A 16,008-nucleotide genomic window follows, 5' to 3' on the forward strand; every position below is an offset into this window, starting at 1 on the left:
CGCCGAAGATATGAGTTGATGCAATCAGATTGTTCTGAAAATGGAGCGTGGCTCAGTCAAAAGCCGCCCATGCACGCCATTCGTAAAGAGCAAGGCCCGCGTGTCACGCAGCTCGGGTGCGTGGGAGGTCGCGCAGACAAGCCAGGTTCAGTCCGCTCGCGGCCCCGGCGACTGTCGTGAGCGCGCCAGGCCGCTCAGGTACTGAGAGGTGCGGTCGAAGAAGCGTCCCTGGCACCTCTGGCGGCTTGCCAGAGCGCATCGGCCAGGGCTGTGATCTCAGGGGCCAGGTGCAGGCGTTCCAGCCAGCGGCCCGCAATGCCGCTGGCGCCGTGGAGGGCTCCGGCCAACTGGCCCGTGATGGCTGCCGTGGTGTCGGCGTCATCGCCCAGGTTGGCGGCCTGCAGTACCGCGCCTTCAAAGCTGTCATGCCTCGCAAAGCACCACAGGGCCGCCTCCAGGCTGTCCACCACGTAGCCGCTGCCGCGAATCTGTGCGGCCGGCTTGTCGCGATAGTCGCCACGGGCAATCTCCCGCAGGCGCGGGCTGGCGCCGTCTTGCAGAACGCCGCCCAGGTCCAGAACCTGCGACCGGGGCAGTCCCTGCAGTGCCCGGCTCAGCGACACGGCGAACAGGCGGCAGGCCTGCAGGCATTCAGGTGCCGCGTGGGTGGTGCGTGAGCTGAGTTCAGCCATGCGCTGCACCAGGTCCTCGTCGGGGCCGAAGAACATGGGCACGGGCGCCAGCCGCATCAGGGAGCCGTTGCCGGCCTGGTCCGGGTCGGGCGACCCGGCCAGCGGATCGCCGGTGGCCAGGAAGCGCTGGATGGCCGCCCTGGTGGCCATGCCGATGTCAAAGCAGTTGCCGGTGGAACTCCAGTACCCCCATTCGTACCAGTTGGCATAGCGCGTCATCTGGTCCTGCGGGTCGCAGCCGCCGCGCTGGAGCAGGCTTTCGGCCAGGCACAGGGCCATGGAGGTGTCGTCGGTCCACTTGCCTGCGGGCAGCGAGAACGGGCCGCCGCCGACCATGTCGGTCAGCGGCGCAAAGCTGCCGCGCGGCTGGAATTCCAGCGTCGTTCCCACGGCGTCGCCGCAGGCCAGGCCCAGCAGGGCACCACGGTATCGGTCCAGCGTGTCCATGGCCACGCCTGTGCTCTTGATCATGGTCGGTCAGGGAGCGGTGCTGCGCAGCCGCGCCCGCACCTGCATGAGGGCAAAGCCCAGCAGGTTCAGGCCCTGCCAGCGCGCGGGGTCGGTGACGCGCACATCGTCGGCAGCCAGGCCGATGCCCCAGATGGCGTCCACGGGGCTGGCCTCCACCAGCACGCGGTCGCCCGTGTTCAGCAGATAGCGGGCCAGGGCGGGGTTCTGGGAGAACTTGGCCTGGTTGGCGTGCACCACGATGCCCATGCGCGCGGCCACCCAGGCCGCTTCATCAAAGCCCTGGATGCCACGCCCCAGCTTCTTGGCCTCGCCCGGCGTGCGGCAGCGCACGATGGCCGCGTGCGCCGCCTCGTCGCCAAACAGCCGCGCCTTGCCCGCCATCATGAAATGCTCGGCCGTGGGGTAGTGCTGGCCATCGACCTCGAAGCCCGCCTCGAACCACTGGCTCATGCAGGTCTTGCCGATGGAGCCATCGGCCGCAGGCTGGTGGCCCCAGAACGGCAGGAAGCGCGGGGTGAGACCCTGGGCCATGGCGTGCTGGAGGTCTTGCAGGGAGGCGATGTGGGCTGTGGTGGTCATACGGAGTTCTCAGGTGCGCAATTCTTCCTGTCGAGCCGCACGTAGACGCGCTCCACGGGAGTCATGAGCATCGGATTTTCATCCTGGGCATGGGCCCGCTGCTCGATGACGAAGGATGTCATGTCGATGACCTCCAGCAGTTCCTCCGTGGCGAAACGGCGTAGCAGCTTGCCACGCAAGCCCAGCTGGATGGCACGCAACGGCAGCTTGGCGCCGCTGGGGGCATGGTCCGGATCCCATTGCTGGCGCACCTCGGAGGTGGCCACCGCTTGCTGCCACTCGGGCAGGCCAGCGTAGAGCTGGGGGTTGAAGGTGGAAGGTACAGCGGCATCCAGCAGGCTCTCGAAGAAAGTCCGGCGTATGCGCAGGCCGAGGATGACTTCCTGGCCGGCCTTGGTCGCCCAGCCGCAGCGACACATCATCCAGAGGAAATTGGGCTTGATCCAGCTCATGCGCGTGAAGCTGAAGTCCGGGCCGCCGAACCGGCCATGCTCCAGCGCGTGAAGGCCGATGGCCGGGCGATAGGCCTGGTAGACCACCACGGTGGAGTCGTCGTAGTGGGCGAGGATGTGCTCTCCCTCGGAAGGCCAGGTGGCAGATTGCTGCAGGTAGGGTGCTGTTGCGAGATTCATGGTCTGTTCGTTGTCGTTGTCGCTGTCGTTGTCGTTGTTGTTGTTGTTGTTGTTGTTGTTGTAGGTGTTCTGAGGGCGCTGCGCCACGCTGCAGGGCCGGTCCTTCACACCACCAGGCAGCCCTGCCGGTCCGACAGGCCGATGGTGGCCTGCATGCCCGCCGTGAACTGCAGGTAGTCGGCCTCCATGCCGTCCGAGAAGATGACGCCATGGTCGGGCATGCGCGAGCGCAGGGTCAGCGGCTGGCCGGCGGTGACCTGGCCGTAGACCAGCTCGGCCGTGGAGGAGCGGCTGGGAAAGGGCTCGCGCACGGCGAAGTCCAGGCGTGGCGCATCCCAGGCGAAGGGCTGGTAGTCGAAGTCGGTGGATGCGCCGCGCACGGCGCGGGCAATGCCCATCGATCCCGTGACGATGCTCTTGATCCAGGCCGACGAGCCCAGCCCCGTGGCGACGATGAGGCCGGAGGACGACTGGGATTCCTGCCGGTCGCCCAGCGCGATGTCGTACAGGGCCGAGGTATGGCTGCGCGGGCCGATGAACAGGTCGTTGGCGGCGCGCAGCACCTGGCCGTCGCTCAGGCGCGCTTCGGCCAGGGTGACGGCGCGCGTGGGGCGGCGGTTGGCGGCCACGTCGCCCAGCAGGGCGGCCAGGTCGGCGGGGGCGAAGGGCAGCAGCAGGCCGTCCCAGCGCGCGGGCTCGGGGTTGACGCCGATGAGCGGCTGGCCGTCCAGGTATTTCATGGTGTTGGCCACCATGCCGTCCTGGCCCAGCGCCACCACGATGTCGTCGGCGCCGAAGACGAAGTTGGGCACCAGGGCGCGGTCCACGATCTGGTAGCGGCCGCGCGCCTCCAGCGCCTGCACCACGGCCTGCAGGGCGGCGGCGTAGGCGGCGCTTTCGCGCAGGTAGTCGCCGAAGTCGGCACCCAGGTGCTCGATGTAGAAGCGCGCCTGGGACAGCGTGTGGTACTTGGCCACCAGCTCATCGAGCCGCGTGCGCCGCACCACCAGCACGGTCTTGTGTTCATTGGCGTTCACGGCGGCTCCTTGCGGGTTCGGTATCGGCCACGGCAGCTGCATGGCCTGCACCGGCGCCCATGAGCGACTGCAGCAGCTCGGGCGAGACGTTGAGCTGGCCGATGCGCTCGGCCTTCTCTGCAATGCCGCCAAAGGCCTGGGCGATGAGCTGGCCCGGCTGCATGCCCACGGCGGCCAGCGATTGCACGATGCGCGGGTCGGCCTTTTCCAGGGCCTGCATGACGGCGCCCACGCGGTAGGCCTCGGCCTCGGCCAGGGTGCGGCTGTTGGCGGCCTGGCCTTCGACGAAGTCGCGGCGGCTGGTCTCCAGCGCCACGTCGGCGGACATCTGTTCGGCGCGCAGCTCGTTTTCCTTGCGCATCTGGGCGGCCTTGGCTTCCAGCTGGGCCTCGCGGATCTGGCGCTTTTTCTTTTCCACGGCCACATCGGTATCGAGCTCGTTCTGGCGGATGGCGCGCTCGTTTTCCACGGCAGCCATGCGGCGGGCATAGACGGCGTCGTCCGCAGCCTTGAGGTTGGACTCGCGCGCCTCGGCCTCCAGGGCGCGGGCGATGTCGGGCGTGGGTTTGACGGCCATGACCGAGACGCCCAGGATCTCCAGCCCCAGCGCCTCGATCTCGGGCTGGGCGGCCAGCTCCTGCTGGGCCGTGCGCGCAATGAGTGCCGAGGAGCGCAGCGCCTGCTTGAGCTCCAGCGCCTGCACGGCCTGCTGGATGATGACCTCGGCCTGCATGGTCACGCGGTCGCCCAGGCGCTGCGGGTCTTCGGACAGGTATTTCTGGCCGTCGCGCGCCAGGGAGAAGTCCATCAGCGTGGCGGTCTGGCGCGGTGTGCTGATGCGGTAGGTGACCTGGCCCTGCACGGTGACGCTCTGGAAGTCGGCCGTCACCAGCTCCAGCATGAAGTGGCAGTCCTGGCTGCCCACGGGCACGGCGACCAGGGTGGTGGTGGGCGCGTAGTAGAAGAAGGACTGGCCCGCACCCTCGCGCACCACCTTGCCGGCGCGGAACTGCATGAGGTGGACCGTGGGTTGGGACTTGATGAAACGGATGCCGAACATGGTGCTTCTCCTTTAAGTTGCTCTGTGCAACTTGTATGGGTTGCATAGTGCAACTTAAAATCCGGCACGTCAAGCACAATCCATCCTATGGCTGAAAAAAATTCCCCATCCCCGCAGGGCGCGCTGGACTTCCCGCGCCCGTTCACCACGGTGGACGTGGTCATCTTCACGGTGGCAGACGATGCCCTGCAGGTGCTGCTGGTGCAGCGCCCCACGGCGGGCAGCGAGCCGTTTCCGGGGCTGTGGGCGCTGCCCGGCGGCTTTGTGGATGTGCGCCAGGACGCAGACCTGCTGGCCTGCGCGCGGCGCAAGCTACTGGACAAGACGGGTGTGGACAGCCCCTACCTGGAGCAGCTGGGAAGCTGGGGCGGCGCGGCGCGCGACCCGCGTGGCTGGTCGGCCACGCATGTGTATTTCGCGCTGATCCCGGGCCATGACCTGATTCTGGCCAAGGGCGCGAATGCGGCCGATGTGTCGTGGTTTGCCGTCGATGAACTGCTGCGCGCGCCTGCGCTGGCCTTCGACCACGGCGAGATCCTGCGCGCAGCGGTGGAGCGGCTGCGGGGCAAGGTGGAATACACCTCGCTGCCGGCCTTTCTGCTGCCCGAGCCTTTCACGCTGCCGCAGCTGCAGCAGGCCTACGAAGTGGTGCTGGGCCGCCCTGTGGACAAGAGCGGTTTTCGCACGCGCATGATGGCGGCCGGCTTTCTGGTCGAGGCAGGCCAGGTGGAGGGCACGTCACGCCGCCCCGCCATGGGCTACCGCCTGGCCGACCGCAGCGCGCCCGTGGTGTTTCCGCGCACCTTCAGCCCGCGCGGGTGAGGGCGGCCTTCGATCAGGATCAGGCGCCCAGCAGGCTGCAAAAGCGCTGCATGTCCACGTTGCCGCCGCTGAGGATGATGCCCACGCGCCGGCCGCGCAGCTCCTCGCCTTTCTGGCGCGCGGCGGCCAGGCCCAGGCAGCCGGTGGGCTCGACCACGAGCTTCATGCGCGTGGCCAGGAAGCCCATGGCGTCGACCAGCTCGGCATCGCTGGCGGTGAGGATGTCGGTCACGTCGCGCTGGATGATGGGGAAGGTGATGCCGCCCAGGTGCTGGGTCTGGGCGCCGTCGGCAATGGTCTTGGGGGTGTCTATGTGGACGATGCGGCCTGCGCGCAGCGACTGCTGGCCGTCGTTGCCGGCCTCGGGCTCCACGCCGTAGAGCGCGCAGTCGGGGCTGAGCGCGCGTGTGGACAGGGCGGTGCCCGACAGCAGGCCACCGCCGCCCAGCGGCACGAAGAGGGCGTCCAGCGGGCCGGTTTCCTCCAACAGTTCCTTGGCGGCCGTGCCCTGGCCGGCCAGCACGTCGGCATGGTCGTAGGGCGGGATCAGGGTCAGGCCATGGCGCTCGGCCAGGTCGCGGCCGATCTGCTCGCGGTCTTCGGTATAGCGGTCGTAGACCACCACCTGGCCGCCATAGCCCTTGGTGGCCGCCACTTTGGCGGCGGGCGCGTCATGCGGCATGACGATGGTGGCGGGAATCTCCAGCAGCCTGGCAGCCAGTGCAATGGCCTGGGCGTGGTTGCCCGAGGAAAACGCCACCACGCCGGCCTTGCGCTGCGCGGCGCTGAAGCGAGACAGGGCGTTGAACGCGCCGCGGAACTTGAAGGCGCCCATGCGCTGCAGGTTCTCGCACTTCAGGAAGACGCGGGCGCCCAGCGCCTCGTCCAGCGTGCGCGAGGTGAGCACGGGCGTGCGGTGGGCATGGCCCTGGATGCGTTGGGCCGCTGCGGCCACGTCGTCATAGGTGGGAAGGCTTGTCATCGGTACGGGAGAGAAGGAGTTGCAGATCGGCGGGGTGCCGGGACCTACTTGGCGTAGCTGTAGACCGTGGCGCGCGACACGCCCAGGTGGGCGGCAATGGTCTCCATGGAGCGGCGAAGGTCCAGCAGGCCGTCGCCCTTGAGTTCACGGACCAGGGCGCGCCGCTCCTCGGGCTTGAGGGCGCGCGGCGTGGTCGCCAGGCGCGCCGCGAACTGGTCGATGCGGGCGCGCACCGTGTCGGCACCGGCCCCGGCGCCCATGGGCGCCAGCATTTCGCGGGCCGGCGTGTCGCCGCTGACGGCGGCAAAGCGGTTGAGCATGCTCTGGAAGCCCTGGAACATCGTCAGGTCCACATTCATGCACAGGGCGGCGATGTAGCGGCCCTCGGAGTCGCGGATGCCGATGGACGTGCTCTTGGCCTGGCGGCCATCGGCGAACTGGTTGGGGTAGTTGGCGATGACCTGCTCGTAGCCGGGGTCCTGGATGCGGGCCAGGCCCAGCTCCGTCGCGCCCTGGCCGACATCGCGGCCCGAGAGATTGTTGTGGATGGCCAGCACCGCATGGGACGGGTCGAGCAGGTCATGCACCACCACCTCGCAGAACGGGGCAAGGGTCTGGCCCAGGCCTTCGGCGATCTTGGCCACCTGTTCCAGCAGTTGGCGCTGCTCGGGAGTGCGTTGTGTCATATTGGACATTTTGTTTTGAATTGGACAAAATGTCAAAACTCAGGCGACCTGCCTTCTTGTCCGTTTCTTGTGCTCCCTGCCATGTTCGACACCCTTGTTCACCTGCTGCAATCCCAGGACGCGCGCTTTCGCGTGATCGAGCACCCTGCCGAGGGCCGCTCCGACCTCGTCGCCGAAATCCGGGGCACGGCACCCGGCCAGGGTGCCAAGGCCATGCTCTGCAAGAGCCGCGATGCGTCCGGTGCGGGCGATCCCCAGCTGTTCCTGGCCGTGCTGCCCGGCGACCGTAAGCTGGACTTCAAGCGCCTGGCCCAGGCCGTGGGCGTGCGCAAGGCCACGCTGGCCTCGCCAGAGGAGGCCCAGGCCGCCACCGGCTGCGTGATGGGATCGGTGCCGCCGTTCTCCTTCAACCCGCAGGTGCGCCTGGTGGTGGACCCGGCACTGGTGGAGCGCTTTGCCGAGATCGCCTTCAATGCGGGCCGGCTGGACCGCTCCATCGTGCTGGACTCGGCCGACTATGTGCGCATTGCCCGGCCCGCGCTGCACAGCCTGAGCGGGGAGGGCGCCGATTGACCATGGATTGACCCTGGCGCGGGGCTGCGCCCACAATCGTCGGCAACGTCCACATCTCCTTGCCTGACCATGTCCACCCCTGCGAAGCAGCACCCTGACCGGCCCGATGCGGCCGGCTTTGTGCGTGCGGCGCTGGCTGCTGCCCTGGCCCAGGTGCAGTCGCATCTGGCGGTCTTGGAGGGCGGTGGCAGCGATGCCGAGACCATTCACCAGCTGCGCGTGGCCCTGCGGCGCCTGCGCACCGTGCTGCGTGAGTGCGCGGGGCTGGCGCCCGGCATGCGCGCCGAATGGGATGACCCCCTGGCCCAGGCCTTTGCGCAGTTGGGCACGCTGCGCGATGCCGATACGCTGGCCGATGTGGTGCGCCCGCTGCTGCAGGCCGCCCATGCGCCCCTGTGCGACTGGCAGGCGCCGCAGGCCGTGCAGGCGGATGCAGCCGCTGCCGTGCGCGAGCCGCCGTTCCTGCACGCGCTGGCCGAGATCCAGGCGCTGGCGCAGGCGCCGCAGGCAGAGCCATCGGCCCGTTTTGCCCACCTGTCCGCCGCAGGCACGCGCAAGTACCTGGCACGGCGGCTGGCGCGCCTGCACCGCCAGGTGCTGCGCGACGGCCGGCACTTCGACCGCCTGCCGCTGTCGCAGCAGCACCGCGTGCGCAAGCGGCTCAAGCGCCTGCGCTATCTGGCGGACTTTGCACGGGAATTCGCGCCCGGAATGTGGCCCGGCAAAAAGGGCCGGCGCTTTGCCGAGGCGCTGGTGCCCGCCCAGGACGCGCTGGGCCTGCACAACGACATGGCCGTGGCGGCCGAGCATTTCCATGCCGAGGCCGCGCGCGACCCGCGCGCCTGGTTCGCCGCCGGCTACCTGCAGGCCCGCCTGGCCACCAGCGCGCGCAGCAGCCGCCGCGCGCTGCGGGCGCTGGCCCGGGTGCCGGGCTTCTGGGCTGGGCGATAATCCGCCGCTGGCGCACCGCCGCAGCCCCTGGGCCGTGGCGGTGCGCTGTTGCTGAAGGTGCCTCATGCCGTTCACCGGCCAGGGGTTCAACGGGAAGCAGGTGCGCGATGCCATCGAGGTGGCCGCTCGCAATGCCTGCGCTGCCCCCGCAACGGTCAGCGGAATACAACTCCCCACGCTGGCGCGCCACCCACCGGTTGCGCGCCGCAAGCCACTGTGTCTGGACGGACATGGGAAGGCGGGGATGCCTGCTGCAGCGCGCCCACCCTGCGCGCCGCAGCGTTCCGCAAGCCCGGATACCGGCCTTCTGCATTGCTTTCGGACGCCGCGGGAGTGCGCCTGTCCGGTCCGGCCCCAGCCTGCGCTGGCGTGGCCGGCTCCGGCGTGCGCGCCGTGCGGCGTGGTTCAGACGATAGGCCCCACGGGTGACTGGGGCAGTTGGATTCAACGCATGCGCTTCGCTTCTTTGGCCGCCGATTGTTCCGGCCCCTTTCCCCTTCCTCCCTTCCTGCGCCCGGCCACCGCTGCGGCCGTGCTGGCCTGCTGCGCCGCGGCGGCCGGCGCCGCACAGGAACCGGCGGCCGGCAAAGCCGGTGCATCCGCCGACGATGCGCTGGACGCCGTCTTCGTGACCGCCACGGCGCGGCCCGAGGCGCGCAGCCGCATCGCGAGCACCACGCAGACCATCGACCGCGAGGCCATAGAGCGCTCCAGCGCGCGCTCGGTCACCGACCTGCTGGCCGAGAACGCCGTGGGCTTTCTCAGCGAATGGACGGCGGCCCAGACCTCGATGAACCTGCGCGGCGCCTCCACCGACGGCCAGGGGCGCGACTTCCGCAGCCAGGTGCTGGTGCTGGTCAACGGCCGGCGCGCGGGCACGGCCAACCTGTCCAAGCTCAGCCCCTCGGATGTGGAGCGCATCGAGATCGTGCGCGGCCCGTCCTCGGTGATCTACGGCAGCCAGGCCATGGGCGGGGTGGTCAACATCATCATGAAGACGGGAGCGACGGCGCCTGGCACGCGCGCCCAGGTCCAGGCCGGCTCGTGGGACCTGTGGCGCACCGATGCGCAGACGGCCGGCGCCAATGACCGCTTCGACTGGTACTTCGGCGTGAGCGCAGGCGGGCGCGGCGACTACGAGTCGGGCGACGGCGGCACGCGCATGGAGAACACGGGCTGGAAGCGGCGCGGCGCCAGCGGCGCCCTGGGCTGGCAGCTGCACGAGCTGCACCGCGTGGAGCTGCAGCTGCGCACGGACGGCATCTACAACGCGGGCTTTCGCGGATCGGGCGCCAACATCTACAGCCGCGACAACCGCAGCAACCGCTCGCTGGACCTGACCTACGAAGGCGCACTGCCCGGCCAGCGCCTGAGCTGGACGACCCACCTCTACAGCCTGGTCGATACCGATGAGTTCAACTGGGCATCGCCCGTGATCCGCTCGGGCAACAGCGCCGTGCCCGGCACGGCGCGCGACTACAACCACCGCCAGCTGGACGCCACGGGCCTGCGCTTTCAGCCGCGCCTGCGTGTCAGCCAGACCAATGACCTGCTGATGGGCTTCGACTGGGAGCGCAGCAAGCTGCGCTCCGACCGCCTGCGCGTGGCCATGCCGGGCGGCCCGGCGGGCCAGGTTGCGCCCTATGACAACAACCAGACCGAGCAGGTGCACGCGCTGTACGTCGAGGACGCGCAGACCCTGTTCGACGATCGCCTCACGCTGCGTGCCGGCCTGCGCAAGACCTGGGGCACGACGCGTTTCGACGATACGCCCAATCTCGCCCTGGCCCAGGCCAGCACGCGCGACTACGACAACCACACTTGGTCGGCCGGCGCCACCTGGAAGGCCACGGACCGGCTCACGCTGCGCGCTGCGGCCTCCACGGGTTTCCGCGCTCCCACGGCCACGGAGCTGGCTTCGGACTTCACGGCCGTCGGCGGTGGCCGCACCTTCGGCAACCCCAACCTCAAGCCCGAGACCAGCCGCCAGATCGAGGTCGGCGCCGCGCTGCAGCAGCCCGGCTGGCGCGTGGATGCGGCCCTGTTCCAGAACACCATCAGCGACCGCATCATCACCGTCTCGCGCGGGGCCACGACCAACACCTCGGACTACGCCAACAACGCGGCCGACATCGTGGCGCGCGGCCTGGAAATGCAGGCCGACATGGACCTGGCGCGGGCGCTGAACCTGACGGGCCACCAGCTCAAGGCCTGGGCTGGCGGCTACTACCACTTCAGCATGCGGGACAAGGGATCGCCAGCGTCGGCCAATACCGACAAGGTGCAGCGCATGTACCGCTACGAGGCCTCGGCCGGCGTGCGCTACGGCCAGGGCAGCGGGCGCCTGCAGGGCGACTGGAGCCTGCAGCTGTCCACGCTGCTGCGCGGTCCCATGTGGTACGACACGGAAGAGGCGCTGCTCATCCCGCAGGGCGAGCCCAGCAGCACCTTCATCCACCGCAAGGGCGCCTTCACCATCTGGAACCTGCGTGCCGACTACCGCGTGTCGCGCGGCGTCAAGCTGTTCGCAGCCGTCAACAACCTGTTCGACCTGAACCGCCATCCCATCTTCATCGCGCTGGACCGCGCGCCCTGCATCGCCAACCCGGCGTACCAGAACGGCGGCTGCGGAACGTCGATGGCCGGGCGCGAACTCATGGTCGGCCTGCAAGCAGAGTTTTGAGGACCATGGCATGAGGCAATCCAGCACCACGCGCCGCCAGTTGTTGCGCCAGGGCGCGGCGGCGGCCCTGGGCTGCGGCCTGCCCGCGGCCTGGGCCGACACCGTCGCTGCAGGCGGTCCGGTGGTGCTGCAGGATGCGCTGGGCCGGCGCGTGGAGATTGCCGCGCCGCCGCAGCGCATCGTCTCCATCTTTGCCTCCAACACCGAGCTTGTGGCCGCGCTGGGCCTGCTGGACCGCGTGGTGGGCGTGGAGGATTTCACGCGCTTTCCACCGGGCGTGGAGCGCATTCCCAAGGTGGGCGGGCGGCTGGGGTTCTCGGTGGACGCCGTGGTGGCGCGCCAGCCGGACCTGGTCATCGTCACGCCCGCGCGCCAGGCGGCGCACCAGCTGGTCGATCCCATGGAGCGCATCGGCGTGCCGGTGATGGTGCTGCTCAGCCGCTCGCTGGCCGAGGTGATGGACAACCTGCGCCTGGTGGCCCGCGCCACGGGCGTGCAGGCGCGCGGCCAGGTGCTGGCCCTGGCGCAGGAAGCGCGGCTGCTGCGCGTGGACCGGCAGGTGGCCGGCCAGCCCCGGCCGCGCGCCCTCATGGTCACGGGCCGGCTGGGCAACGGCATGCTGCTGGCGGCACGCCCTGGCACCTATACCGGCGAGGCCATGGTGCGCGCGGGCGCCGCGTTCGCGCTGGACGGCCTGGGCACCGTGCCCCAGGTCTCGCCCGAGGCCGTGCTGGCCGCCGACCCCGACGTGCTGCTGTTCGCAGGCACGCAGGAGGCCATGCAGGACCTGATCGGCCAGCGCGGCTGGCGCGACCTGCGCGCCGTGCGCGGCGGCCGGGCCACCACGGTGGCGCGTGCCGAGTTCCTGATTCCCGGGCCGCGCACCTTTGGCGGCGTGGAAAAGCTCTCGCGCTGGCTGCACCCTGCGGCCTGGGCCGGGGAGGCCGCATGAATTCCCTTTCACATCCACCTGCGTGGCGCCCCTGGGTCGGTGCGGTCCTGCTGCTGCTGGCCAGCCTGCTGATCGCCGCCTGCGCGGGCCACCAGTGGGCCAGCCCGGCCGACCTGCTGGCCGCGCTGGGCGGCGAAGACAGCCTGCGCAGCCGGCTGCTGCTGCAGTGGCGCGTGCCGCGCGTGCTGGCAGCCGCCCTGGTGGGCGCGCTGCTGGGCCTGTCGGGCGCCATCTTCCAGGGCGTGTTCCGCAATCCGCTGGCCGAGCCCTATCTGCTGGGCGCCTCGGGCGGCGCGGCGCTGGGGGCGACTGTCGCCCTGCTGGTTCCCATGCATCTATTGTTCGGCCTGTCCCAGGCATGGACGCTGCCCGTGCTGGCCTTTGCGGGTGCCTGGGGCTCGACCGTGCTGGTGCTGGCCGTCTCGCGCGTGGCCGGTGCCACCGATGCGGCCGGCATGCTGCTGGCCGGCGTGGCGCTGGCGGCCGTGCTGGGCGCGCTGCGCTCGTTCCTGATGCTGGCGCTGTCCGATGAGACGGTGAGCCTGCAGGTGGTGCTCAGCTGGGTGCTGGGCGGCATACAGACGCCGTCCTGGAGCGGCCTGGGCCTGCTGGCCGGTGCCTCCCTGGCCTGCCTGGCCGGGGCCATGGCGCTGGCGCGCGGGCTGGACCTGCTGGGCCTGGAGCAGGATGCGGCCCAGGGCTTCGGCCTGGATGTGGCGCGCTTCACGCCGCTGGCCGTGCTGGCCGGCTCGCTGGTGGTGGCCGTGGCCGTGGCCTATGGCGGGCTGGTGGCCTTCGTGGGCCTGGCTGCGCCGCACATCGCGCGCTGGATGGCGGGACCGCTGCACCGCGCGGCCCTGCCGGCGTCGGCGCTCACGGGCGCCATCATCGTCACGCTGGCCGATGCCATTGCGCGCAGCGTGCTGCCGCCGGCCGAGATCCCGCTGGGCCTGGTCACGGCCGTGGCGGGCGGGCCCTTCTTCATCGTGCTGCTGGCGCGCAGGCTGAGGTCCGCATGAACGATCAAGCCATGGACGACGCCGTGCCACGCCTGCAGGCCCGGTCCCTCACGCTGCGCCATCGTGGCCGCAGCGTGCTGGACGCCGTCTCGCTGCAGCTGCCCGCCTGCGGCGCCGTGGCCCTGGTGGGGCCCAATGGCGCGGGCAAGTCCAGCCTGCTGTCCCTGCTGGCGGGGCTGCAGGCGCCTGCATCCGGCAGCGTGCTGCTGGACGGGCAAGACATTGCAACCCTGCCCGTGGCCGAGCGCGCACGCCGCGTGGGCTACATGCCCCAGCGCTTTGCGCCGCACTGGGACCTGACGCTGGCCGAGCTCATGCACATGCGGCTGGCGGGCAGGGGTGATGTCGAGGCGGCCATTGCGAGCGCCGGGCTGCAGGATTTCGCGCGCAGGCGCTGGTCCACGCTGTCGGGCGGCGAGCAGGCGCGTGCCCTGCTGGCCACCGTGCTGGCCACCGACCCGCCCGTGCTGCTGGCCGACGAGCCCGGCGCCGCGCTGGACGTGCGCCACCGCCTGGCCCTGGTGCAGGCGCTGGCGCAGCGTGGGCGCGAGCGGCTGGTGCTGGTGGTCATGCATGACCTGGACCTGGCGCTGGCGCACTTCGGGCGCGTCATCGTGCTGGACCAGGGGCGCATTGCGCTCGATGGAGCCCCTGCCGAGCTGCTGCATGCGCCGGGGCTGGATGCCGTGTTCGGCGTGGATTTCGAGCGCATCGACGCACCTCCGCAAACCTTGCTGCGCGCGCGGCTGAAACAGGAGAACTGAACCCATGCGCATCGATCTGGCCGGCTGGACGCGCGACGCCACGCGCGGCGACCACCGTGAATTCCTGGCGCTGTTCGAGCGCGCCGAGCGCCTGGGTTTCCAGGGCGTGTGGTTCAACGAATTCCGCGTGCCCGATACCGCCTGGCCCTATCCCTCGCCCCTGCTGCTGGCCGCCGCCGTGCTGGCGCGCACCGAGCGGCTGCGCGTGGGCACCTCGGTGCTGGTGCTGCCGCTGCACCATCCGCTGATGCTGGCCGAGGAAATTGCCCAGCTGGACCTGCAAAGCGCCGGCCGCATCGACGTGGGCGTGGGCCGGGGCACGGAGCCGGTCGCGCTGCGTGCCCTGCAGATCGATGCGGACAGCACGCGCGAGCGCTTCGAGCAGTCCTGCTGCATCCTGGTGGAGGCGCTGTCGGGCAGGCCCATCGTGGCGGGGCAGGGGCCGTGGAGCTTCGAGGACCGGCCCGCCCTGCCTTTGACCGTGCAGCGCCCGCATCCTCCCTTGTATGTGGCCGGCTCCACGGCAGAGACCCTGGGCTTTGCCGTCGATCAGAATCTGCCCCTGCTGCTGAGCCTGGAGCCGCCCGAAGGCACGCAGCTGGAGCGCCTGGAGGCCGCTGCCCGGGAGCGCGGGCGCGATGCCGCCGCGCTGCGCGCGCGCTCATCGCTGGCGCGCTATGTCTGCATCGGTGCCGATGAGGCCGCCGTGCAGGCCCAGCTGGCCACGCTGTGGCCGCAGCTGTACCAGCGCCGCGTGTACTTTGCGGGCAAACGCGGTGTGCCGGCCGACCAGGTGCTGCCCATCGATGTGCCGCGCGTGCTGGCCGAGCAATTCATCCATGGCACGCCCGAACAGTGCCATGCGCAGATCACCGCATTGCGCGAGCGCACGGGCATGGGCCAGCTGCGCTGCGTCTTCAACGCCAACGGCCTGTGGAGCGATGCCCAGGCCCTCGCCGGCATGGAACTGTTTGCGCAGGAGGTTCTCCCTTCATTGCGCAGCGCCGTGCCTTTCGCCACCGTCTGACTTCCTCTTTTTTCTGGAGAACCTTCCATGCAAACCGCCAAGATTCCCGCCACCATCGTCACCGGCTTTCTGGGCAGCGGCAAGACCACGCTGCTGCGCCACATCCTGGACAACGCGGGCGGCCGGCGCATTGCCGTCATCGTCAACGAGTTCGGCGAGCTGGGCATCGACGGCGAGATCCTCAAGGGCTGCGGCATCGGCTGCGACGACGAGGGCAACGAGCGCGAAGGCGCGCTGTACGAGCTGGCCAACGGCTGCATGTGCTGCACGGTGCAGGAAGAGTTCTTCCCCGTGATGCGCGCGCTGGCCGAGCGCCGCGACCAGATCGACGCCGTGATCATCGAGACCTCGGGCCTGGCCCTGCCCAAGCCCCTGGTCCAGGCCTTCCAGTGGCCCGAGATCGCCAACGTGTTCACCGTGGACGCGGTGGTCACCGTGGTGGACACGCCAGCGGCCGCCAGCGGCCAGTTCGCCGCCAATCCCCAGGCCGTGGACGAGCTGCGCCGCGCCGACCCCAACCTGGACCACGAATCGCCGCTGCACGAACTCTTCGAGGACCAGCTGGGCGCGGCCGACCTGGTGGTGCTCAACAAGACCGACCTGGCCGATGCCGATGCCCTGGCCCGCGTGACCGCCCTGGTGCGCGAGGAGCTGCCGCCCGAGGTCAAGATCGTGCAATCGTCCCAGGGCCGCCTGCCGCTGGACGTGGTGCTGGGCCTGGCCAAGGCGGCCGAGACCACCATCGACCAGCGCGTGAGCCACCACGACCACGACGAAGACCATGACCATGACGACTTCGACTCCTACGTGATCGACCTGCCCGCCGTGGACCGCGACCGCCTGCTGGCCGCGCTGGAGACGCTGGTGGAGCAGCACAGCATCCTGCGCGTCAAGGGCTTTGCCGAGATCCCGGGCAAGCCCATGCGCTGGCTGCTGCAGGGCGTGGGCCGCCGCTTCGACCACCATTTCGACCGCGCCTGGCGCGAGGGCGAGGCACGCGGCACGCGCCTGGTGTTCATCGGGCAAGACCTTGACGAAGCAGCGCTGCGCAAGGGCCTGGAGAATGTGGCCGCCTGAC

At 70.1% G+C, this 16,008-nt stretch carries 16 protein-coding genes and 1 riboswitch; of the genes, 9 read left to right on the top strand and 7 right to left on the bottom strand.

What is annotated here, in order from left to right; translation table 11 throughout:
• Window positions 1-194: 194 nt before the first annotated feature.
• From G4D77_RS20960 to G4D77_RS20980, 5 genes are read right to left on the bottom strand one after another with little or no spacing between them, the layout of a single operon-like run.
• Entirely contained in the window at window positions 195-1,163 is a 969-nt protein-coding gene (locus G4D77_RS20960; RefSeq protein WP_227740901.1) for an ADP-ribosylglycohydrolase family protein, read from the bottom strand.
• Window positions 1,164-1,169: 6 nt separating this feature from the next.
• On the bottom strand, window positions 1,170-1,742 hold the full coding sequence (gene ybiA / locus G4D77_RS20965; RefSeq protein WP_154833499.1) for a riboflavin biosynthesis intermediates N-glycosidase: 573 nt from the start codon (window positions 1,740-1,742) through the stop codon (window positions 1,170-1,172).
• Window positions 1,739-2,461 carry a DUF4291 domain-containing protein gene (locus G4D77_RS20970; RefSeq protein ID WP_227740902.1) on the bottom strand — a complete coding sequence of 241 codons (723 nt, stop codon included), beginning with the start codon at window positions 2,459-2,461 and terminating at the stop codon, window positions 1,739-1,741. Before G4D77_RS20970 ends, ybiA begins: the two co-directional genes overlap by 4 nt.
• Before the next feature lie 17 nt (window positions 2,462-2,478).
• A complete protein-coding gene (locus tag G4D77_RS20975) occupies window positions 2,479-3,411 on the bottom strand; it encodes a diacylglycerol kinase catalytic domain-containing protein (RefSeq protein WP_154833501.1) in 933 nt (310 codons plus the stop codon).
• A complete protein-coding gene (locus tag G4D77_RS20980) occupies window positions 3,398-4,471 on the bottom strand; it encodes an SPFH domain-containing protein (protein WP_046240865.1) in 1,074 nt (357 codons plus the stop codon). Before G4D77_RS20980 ends, G4D77_RS20975 begins: the two co-directional genes overlap by 14 nt.
• Before the next feature lie 87 nt (window positions 4,472-4,558).
• Between G4D77_RS20980 and G4D77_RS20985 the strand changes: the two genes are divergently transcribed.
• Entirely contained in the window at window positions 4,559-5,293 is a 735-nt protein-coding gene (locus G4D77_RS20985; RefSeq protein ID WP_016448794.1) for an NUDIX hydrolase, read from the top strand.
• Between the two features lie 19 nt (window positions 5,294-5,312).
• On the opposite strand, the gene G4D77_RS20990 is transcribed toward G4D77_RS20985, so the two are convergent.
• Together G4D77_RS20990 and G4D77_RS20995 are read right to left on the bottom strand one after the other, a co-directional pair.
• On the bottom strand, window positions 5,313-6,275 hold the full coding sequence (locus tag G4D77_RS20990) for a threo-3-hydroxy-L-aspartate ammonia-lyase (RefSeq protein ID WP_154833502.1): 963 nt from the start codon (window positions 6,273-6,275) through the stop codon (window positions 5,313-5,315).
• Between the two features lie 44 nt (window positions 6,276-6,319).
• Window positions 6,320-6,961 (bottom strand): helix-turn-helix transcriptional regulator, encoded by a 642-nt coding sequence (locus tag G4D77_RS20995; protein ID WP_154833503.1) that lies wholly within the window; start codon window positions 6,959-6,961, stop codon window positions 6,320-6,322.
• Between the two features lie 81 nt (window positions 6,962-7,042).
• Between G4D77_RS20995 and G4D77_RS21000 the strand changes: the two genes are divergently transcribed.
• The 8 genes from G4D77_RS21000 (at window position 7,043) to cobW (ending at window position 16,007) form a co-directional block, all read left to right on the top strand.
• A complete protein-coding gene (locus G4D77_RS21000; RefSeq protein WP_154833504.1) occupies window positions 7,043-7,534 on the top strand; it encodes a YbaK/prolyl-tRNA synthetase associated domain-containing protein in 492 nt (163 codons plus the stop codon).
• Between the two features lie 69 nt (window positions 7,535-7,603).
• Entirely contained in the window at window positions 7,604-8,485 is an 882-nt protein-coding gene (locus G4D77_RS21005) for a CHAD domain-containing protein (RefSeq protein ID WP_154833505.1), read from the top strand.
• A gap of 38 nt (window positions 8,486-8,523) precedes the next feature.
• A riboswitch (cobalamin riboswitch) is annotated at window positions 8,524-8,807 on the top strand.
• 129 nt (window positions 8,808-8,936) lie between these two features.
• Window positions 8,937-11,168, top strand: a complete 2,232-nt coding sequence (locus tag G4D77_RS21010; protein WP_154833506.1) for a TonB-dependent receptor — start codon at window positions 8,937-8,939, stop codon at window positions 11,166-11,168.
• A gap of 10 nt (window positions 11,169-11,178) precedes the next feature.
• Window positions 11,179-12,120, top strand: a complete 942-nt coding sequence (locus G4D77_RS21015; protein WP_213757732.1) for an ABC transporter substrate-binding protein — start codon at window positions 11,179-11,181, stop codon at window positions 12,118-12,120.
• Window positions 12,117-13,139 (top strand): FecCD family ABC transporter permease, encoded by a 1,023-nt coding sequence (locus G4D77_RS21020; RefSeq protein WP_154833508.1) that lies wholly within the window; start codon window positions 12,117-12,119, stop codon window positions 13,137-13,139. Before G4D77_RS21015 ends, G4D77_RS21020 begins: the two co-directional genes overlap by 4 nt.
• Window positions 13,136-13,903 (top strand): ABC transporter ATP-binding protein, encoded by a 768-nt coding sequence (locus tag G4D77_RS21025; RefSeq protein ID WP_141835491.1) that lies wholly within the window; start codon window positions 13,136-13,138, stop codon window positions 13,901-13,903. Before G4D77_RS21020 ends, G4D77_RS21025 begins: the two co-directional genes overlap by 4 nt.
• Window positions 13,904-13,907: 4 nt before the next feature.
• Complete coding sequence (locus G4D77_RS21030; protein ID WP_154833509.1) at window positions 13,908-14,930, top strand: LLM class flavin-dependent oxidoreductase; 1,023 nt, start codon at window positions 13,908-13,910, stop codon at window positions 14,928-14,930.
• Between the two features lie 27 nt (window positions 14,931-14,957).
• Window positions 14,958-16,007, top strand: coding sequence for a cobalamin biosynthesis protein CobW (gene cobW, locus G4D77_RS21035; RefSeq protein WP_046241471.1), 1,050 nt, complete (start codon window positions 14,958-14,960; stop codon window positions 16,005-16,007).
• The last annotated feature ends 1 nt before the right edge of the window (window position 16,008 follow it).

Source organism: Delftia sp. WY8 (genome assembly GCF_018437695.1).
Taxonomy (GTDB): Bacteria; Pseudomonadota; Gammaproteobacteria; order Burkholderiales; family Burkholderiaceae_C; genus Comamonas; species Comamonas tsuruhatensis.

Excerpts from the sequence above, each read along its gene's own strand:
- G4D77_RS20960 (WP_227740901.1), bottom strand. The coding sequence starts at position 1,163 with ATGATCAAGAGCACAGGCGTGGCCATGGACACGCTGGACCGATACCGT.
- ybiA (WP_154833499.1), bottom strand. The coding sequence starts at position 1,742 with ATGACCACCACAGCCCACATCGCCTCCCTGCAAGACCTCCAGCACGCC.
- G4D77_RS20980 (WP_046240865.1), bottom strand. The coding sequence starts at position 4,471 with ATGTTCGGCATCCGTTTCATCAAGTCCCAACCCACGGTCCACCTCATG.
- G4D77_RS20985 (WP_016448794.1), top strand. The coding sequence starts at position 4,559 with ATGGCTGAAAAAAATTCCCCATCCCCGCAGGGCGCGCTGGACTTCCCG.
- G4D77_RS20990 (WP_154833502.1), bottom strand. The coding sequence starts at position 6,275 with ATGACAAGCCTTCCCACCTATGACGACGTGGCCGCAGCGGCCCAACGC.
- G4D77_RS20995 (WP_154833503.1), bottom strand. The coding sequence starts at position 6,961 with ATGACACAACGCACTCCCGAGCAGCGCCAACTGCTGGAACAGGTGGCC.
- G4D77_RS21000 (WP_154833504.1), top strand. The coding sequence starts at position 7,043 with ATGTTCGACACCCTTGTTCACCTGCTGCAATCCCAGGACGCGCGCTTT.
- G4D77_RS21005 (WP_154833505.1), top strand. The coding sequence starts at position 7,604 with ATGTCCACCCCTGCGAAGCAGCACCCTGACCGGCCCGATGCGGCCGGC.
- G4D77_RS21010 (WP_154833506.1), top strand. The coding sequence starts at position 8,937 with ATGCGCTTCGCTTCTTTGGCCGCCGATTGTTCCGGCCCCTTTCCCCTT.
- G4D77_RS21015 (WP_213757732.1), top strand. The coding sequence starts at position 11,179 with ATGAGGCAATCCAGCACCACGCGCCGCCAGTTGTTGCGCCAGGGCGCG.
- G4D77_RS21020 (WP_154833508.1), top strand. The coding sequence starts at position 12,117 with ATGAATTCCCTTTCACATCCACCTGCGTGGCGCCCCTGGGTCGGTGCG.
- G4D77_RS21025 (WP_141835491.1), top strand. The coding sequence starts at position 13,136 with ATGAACGATCAAGCCATGGACGACGCCGTGCCACGCCTGCAGGCCCGG.
- G4D77_RS21030 (WP_154833509.1), top strand. The coding sequence starts at position 13,908 with ATGCGCATCGATCTGGCCGGCTGGACGCGCGACGCCACGCGCGGCGAC.
- cobW (WP_046241471.1), top strand. The coding sequence starts at position 14,958 with ATGCAAACCGCCAAGATTCCCGCCACCATCGTCACCGGCTTTCTGGGC.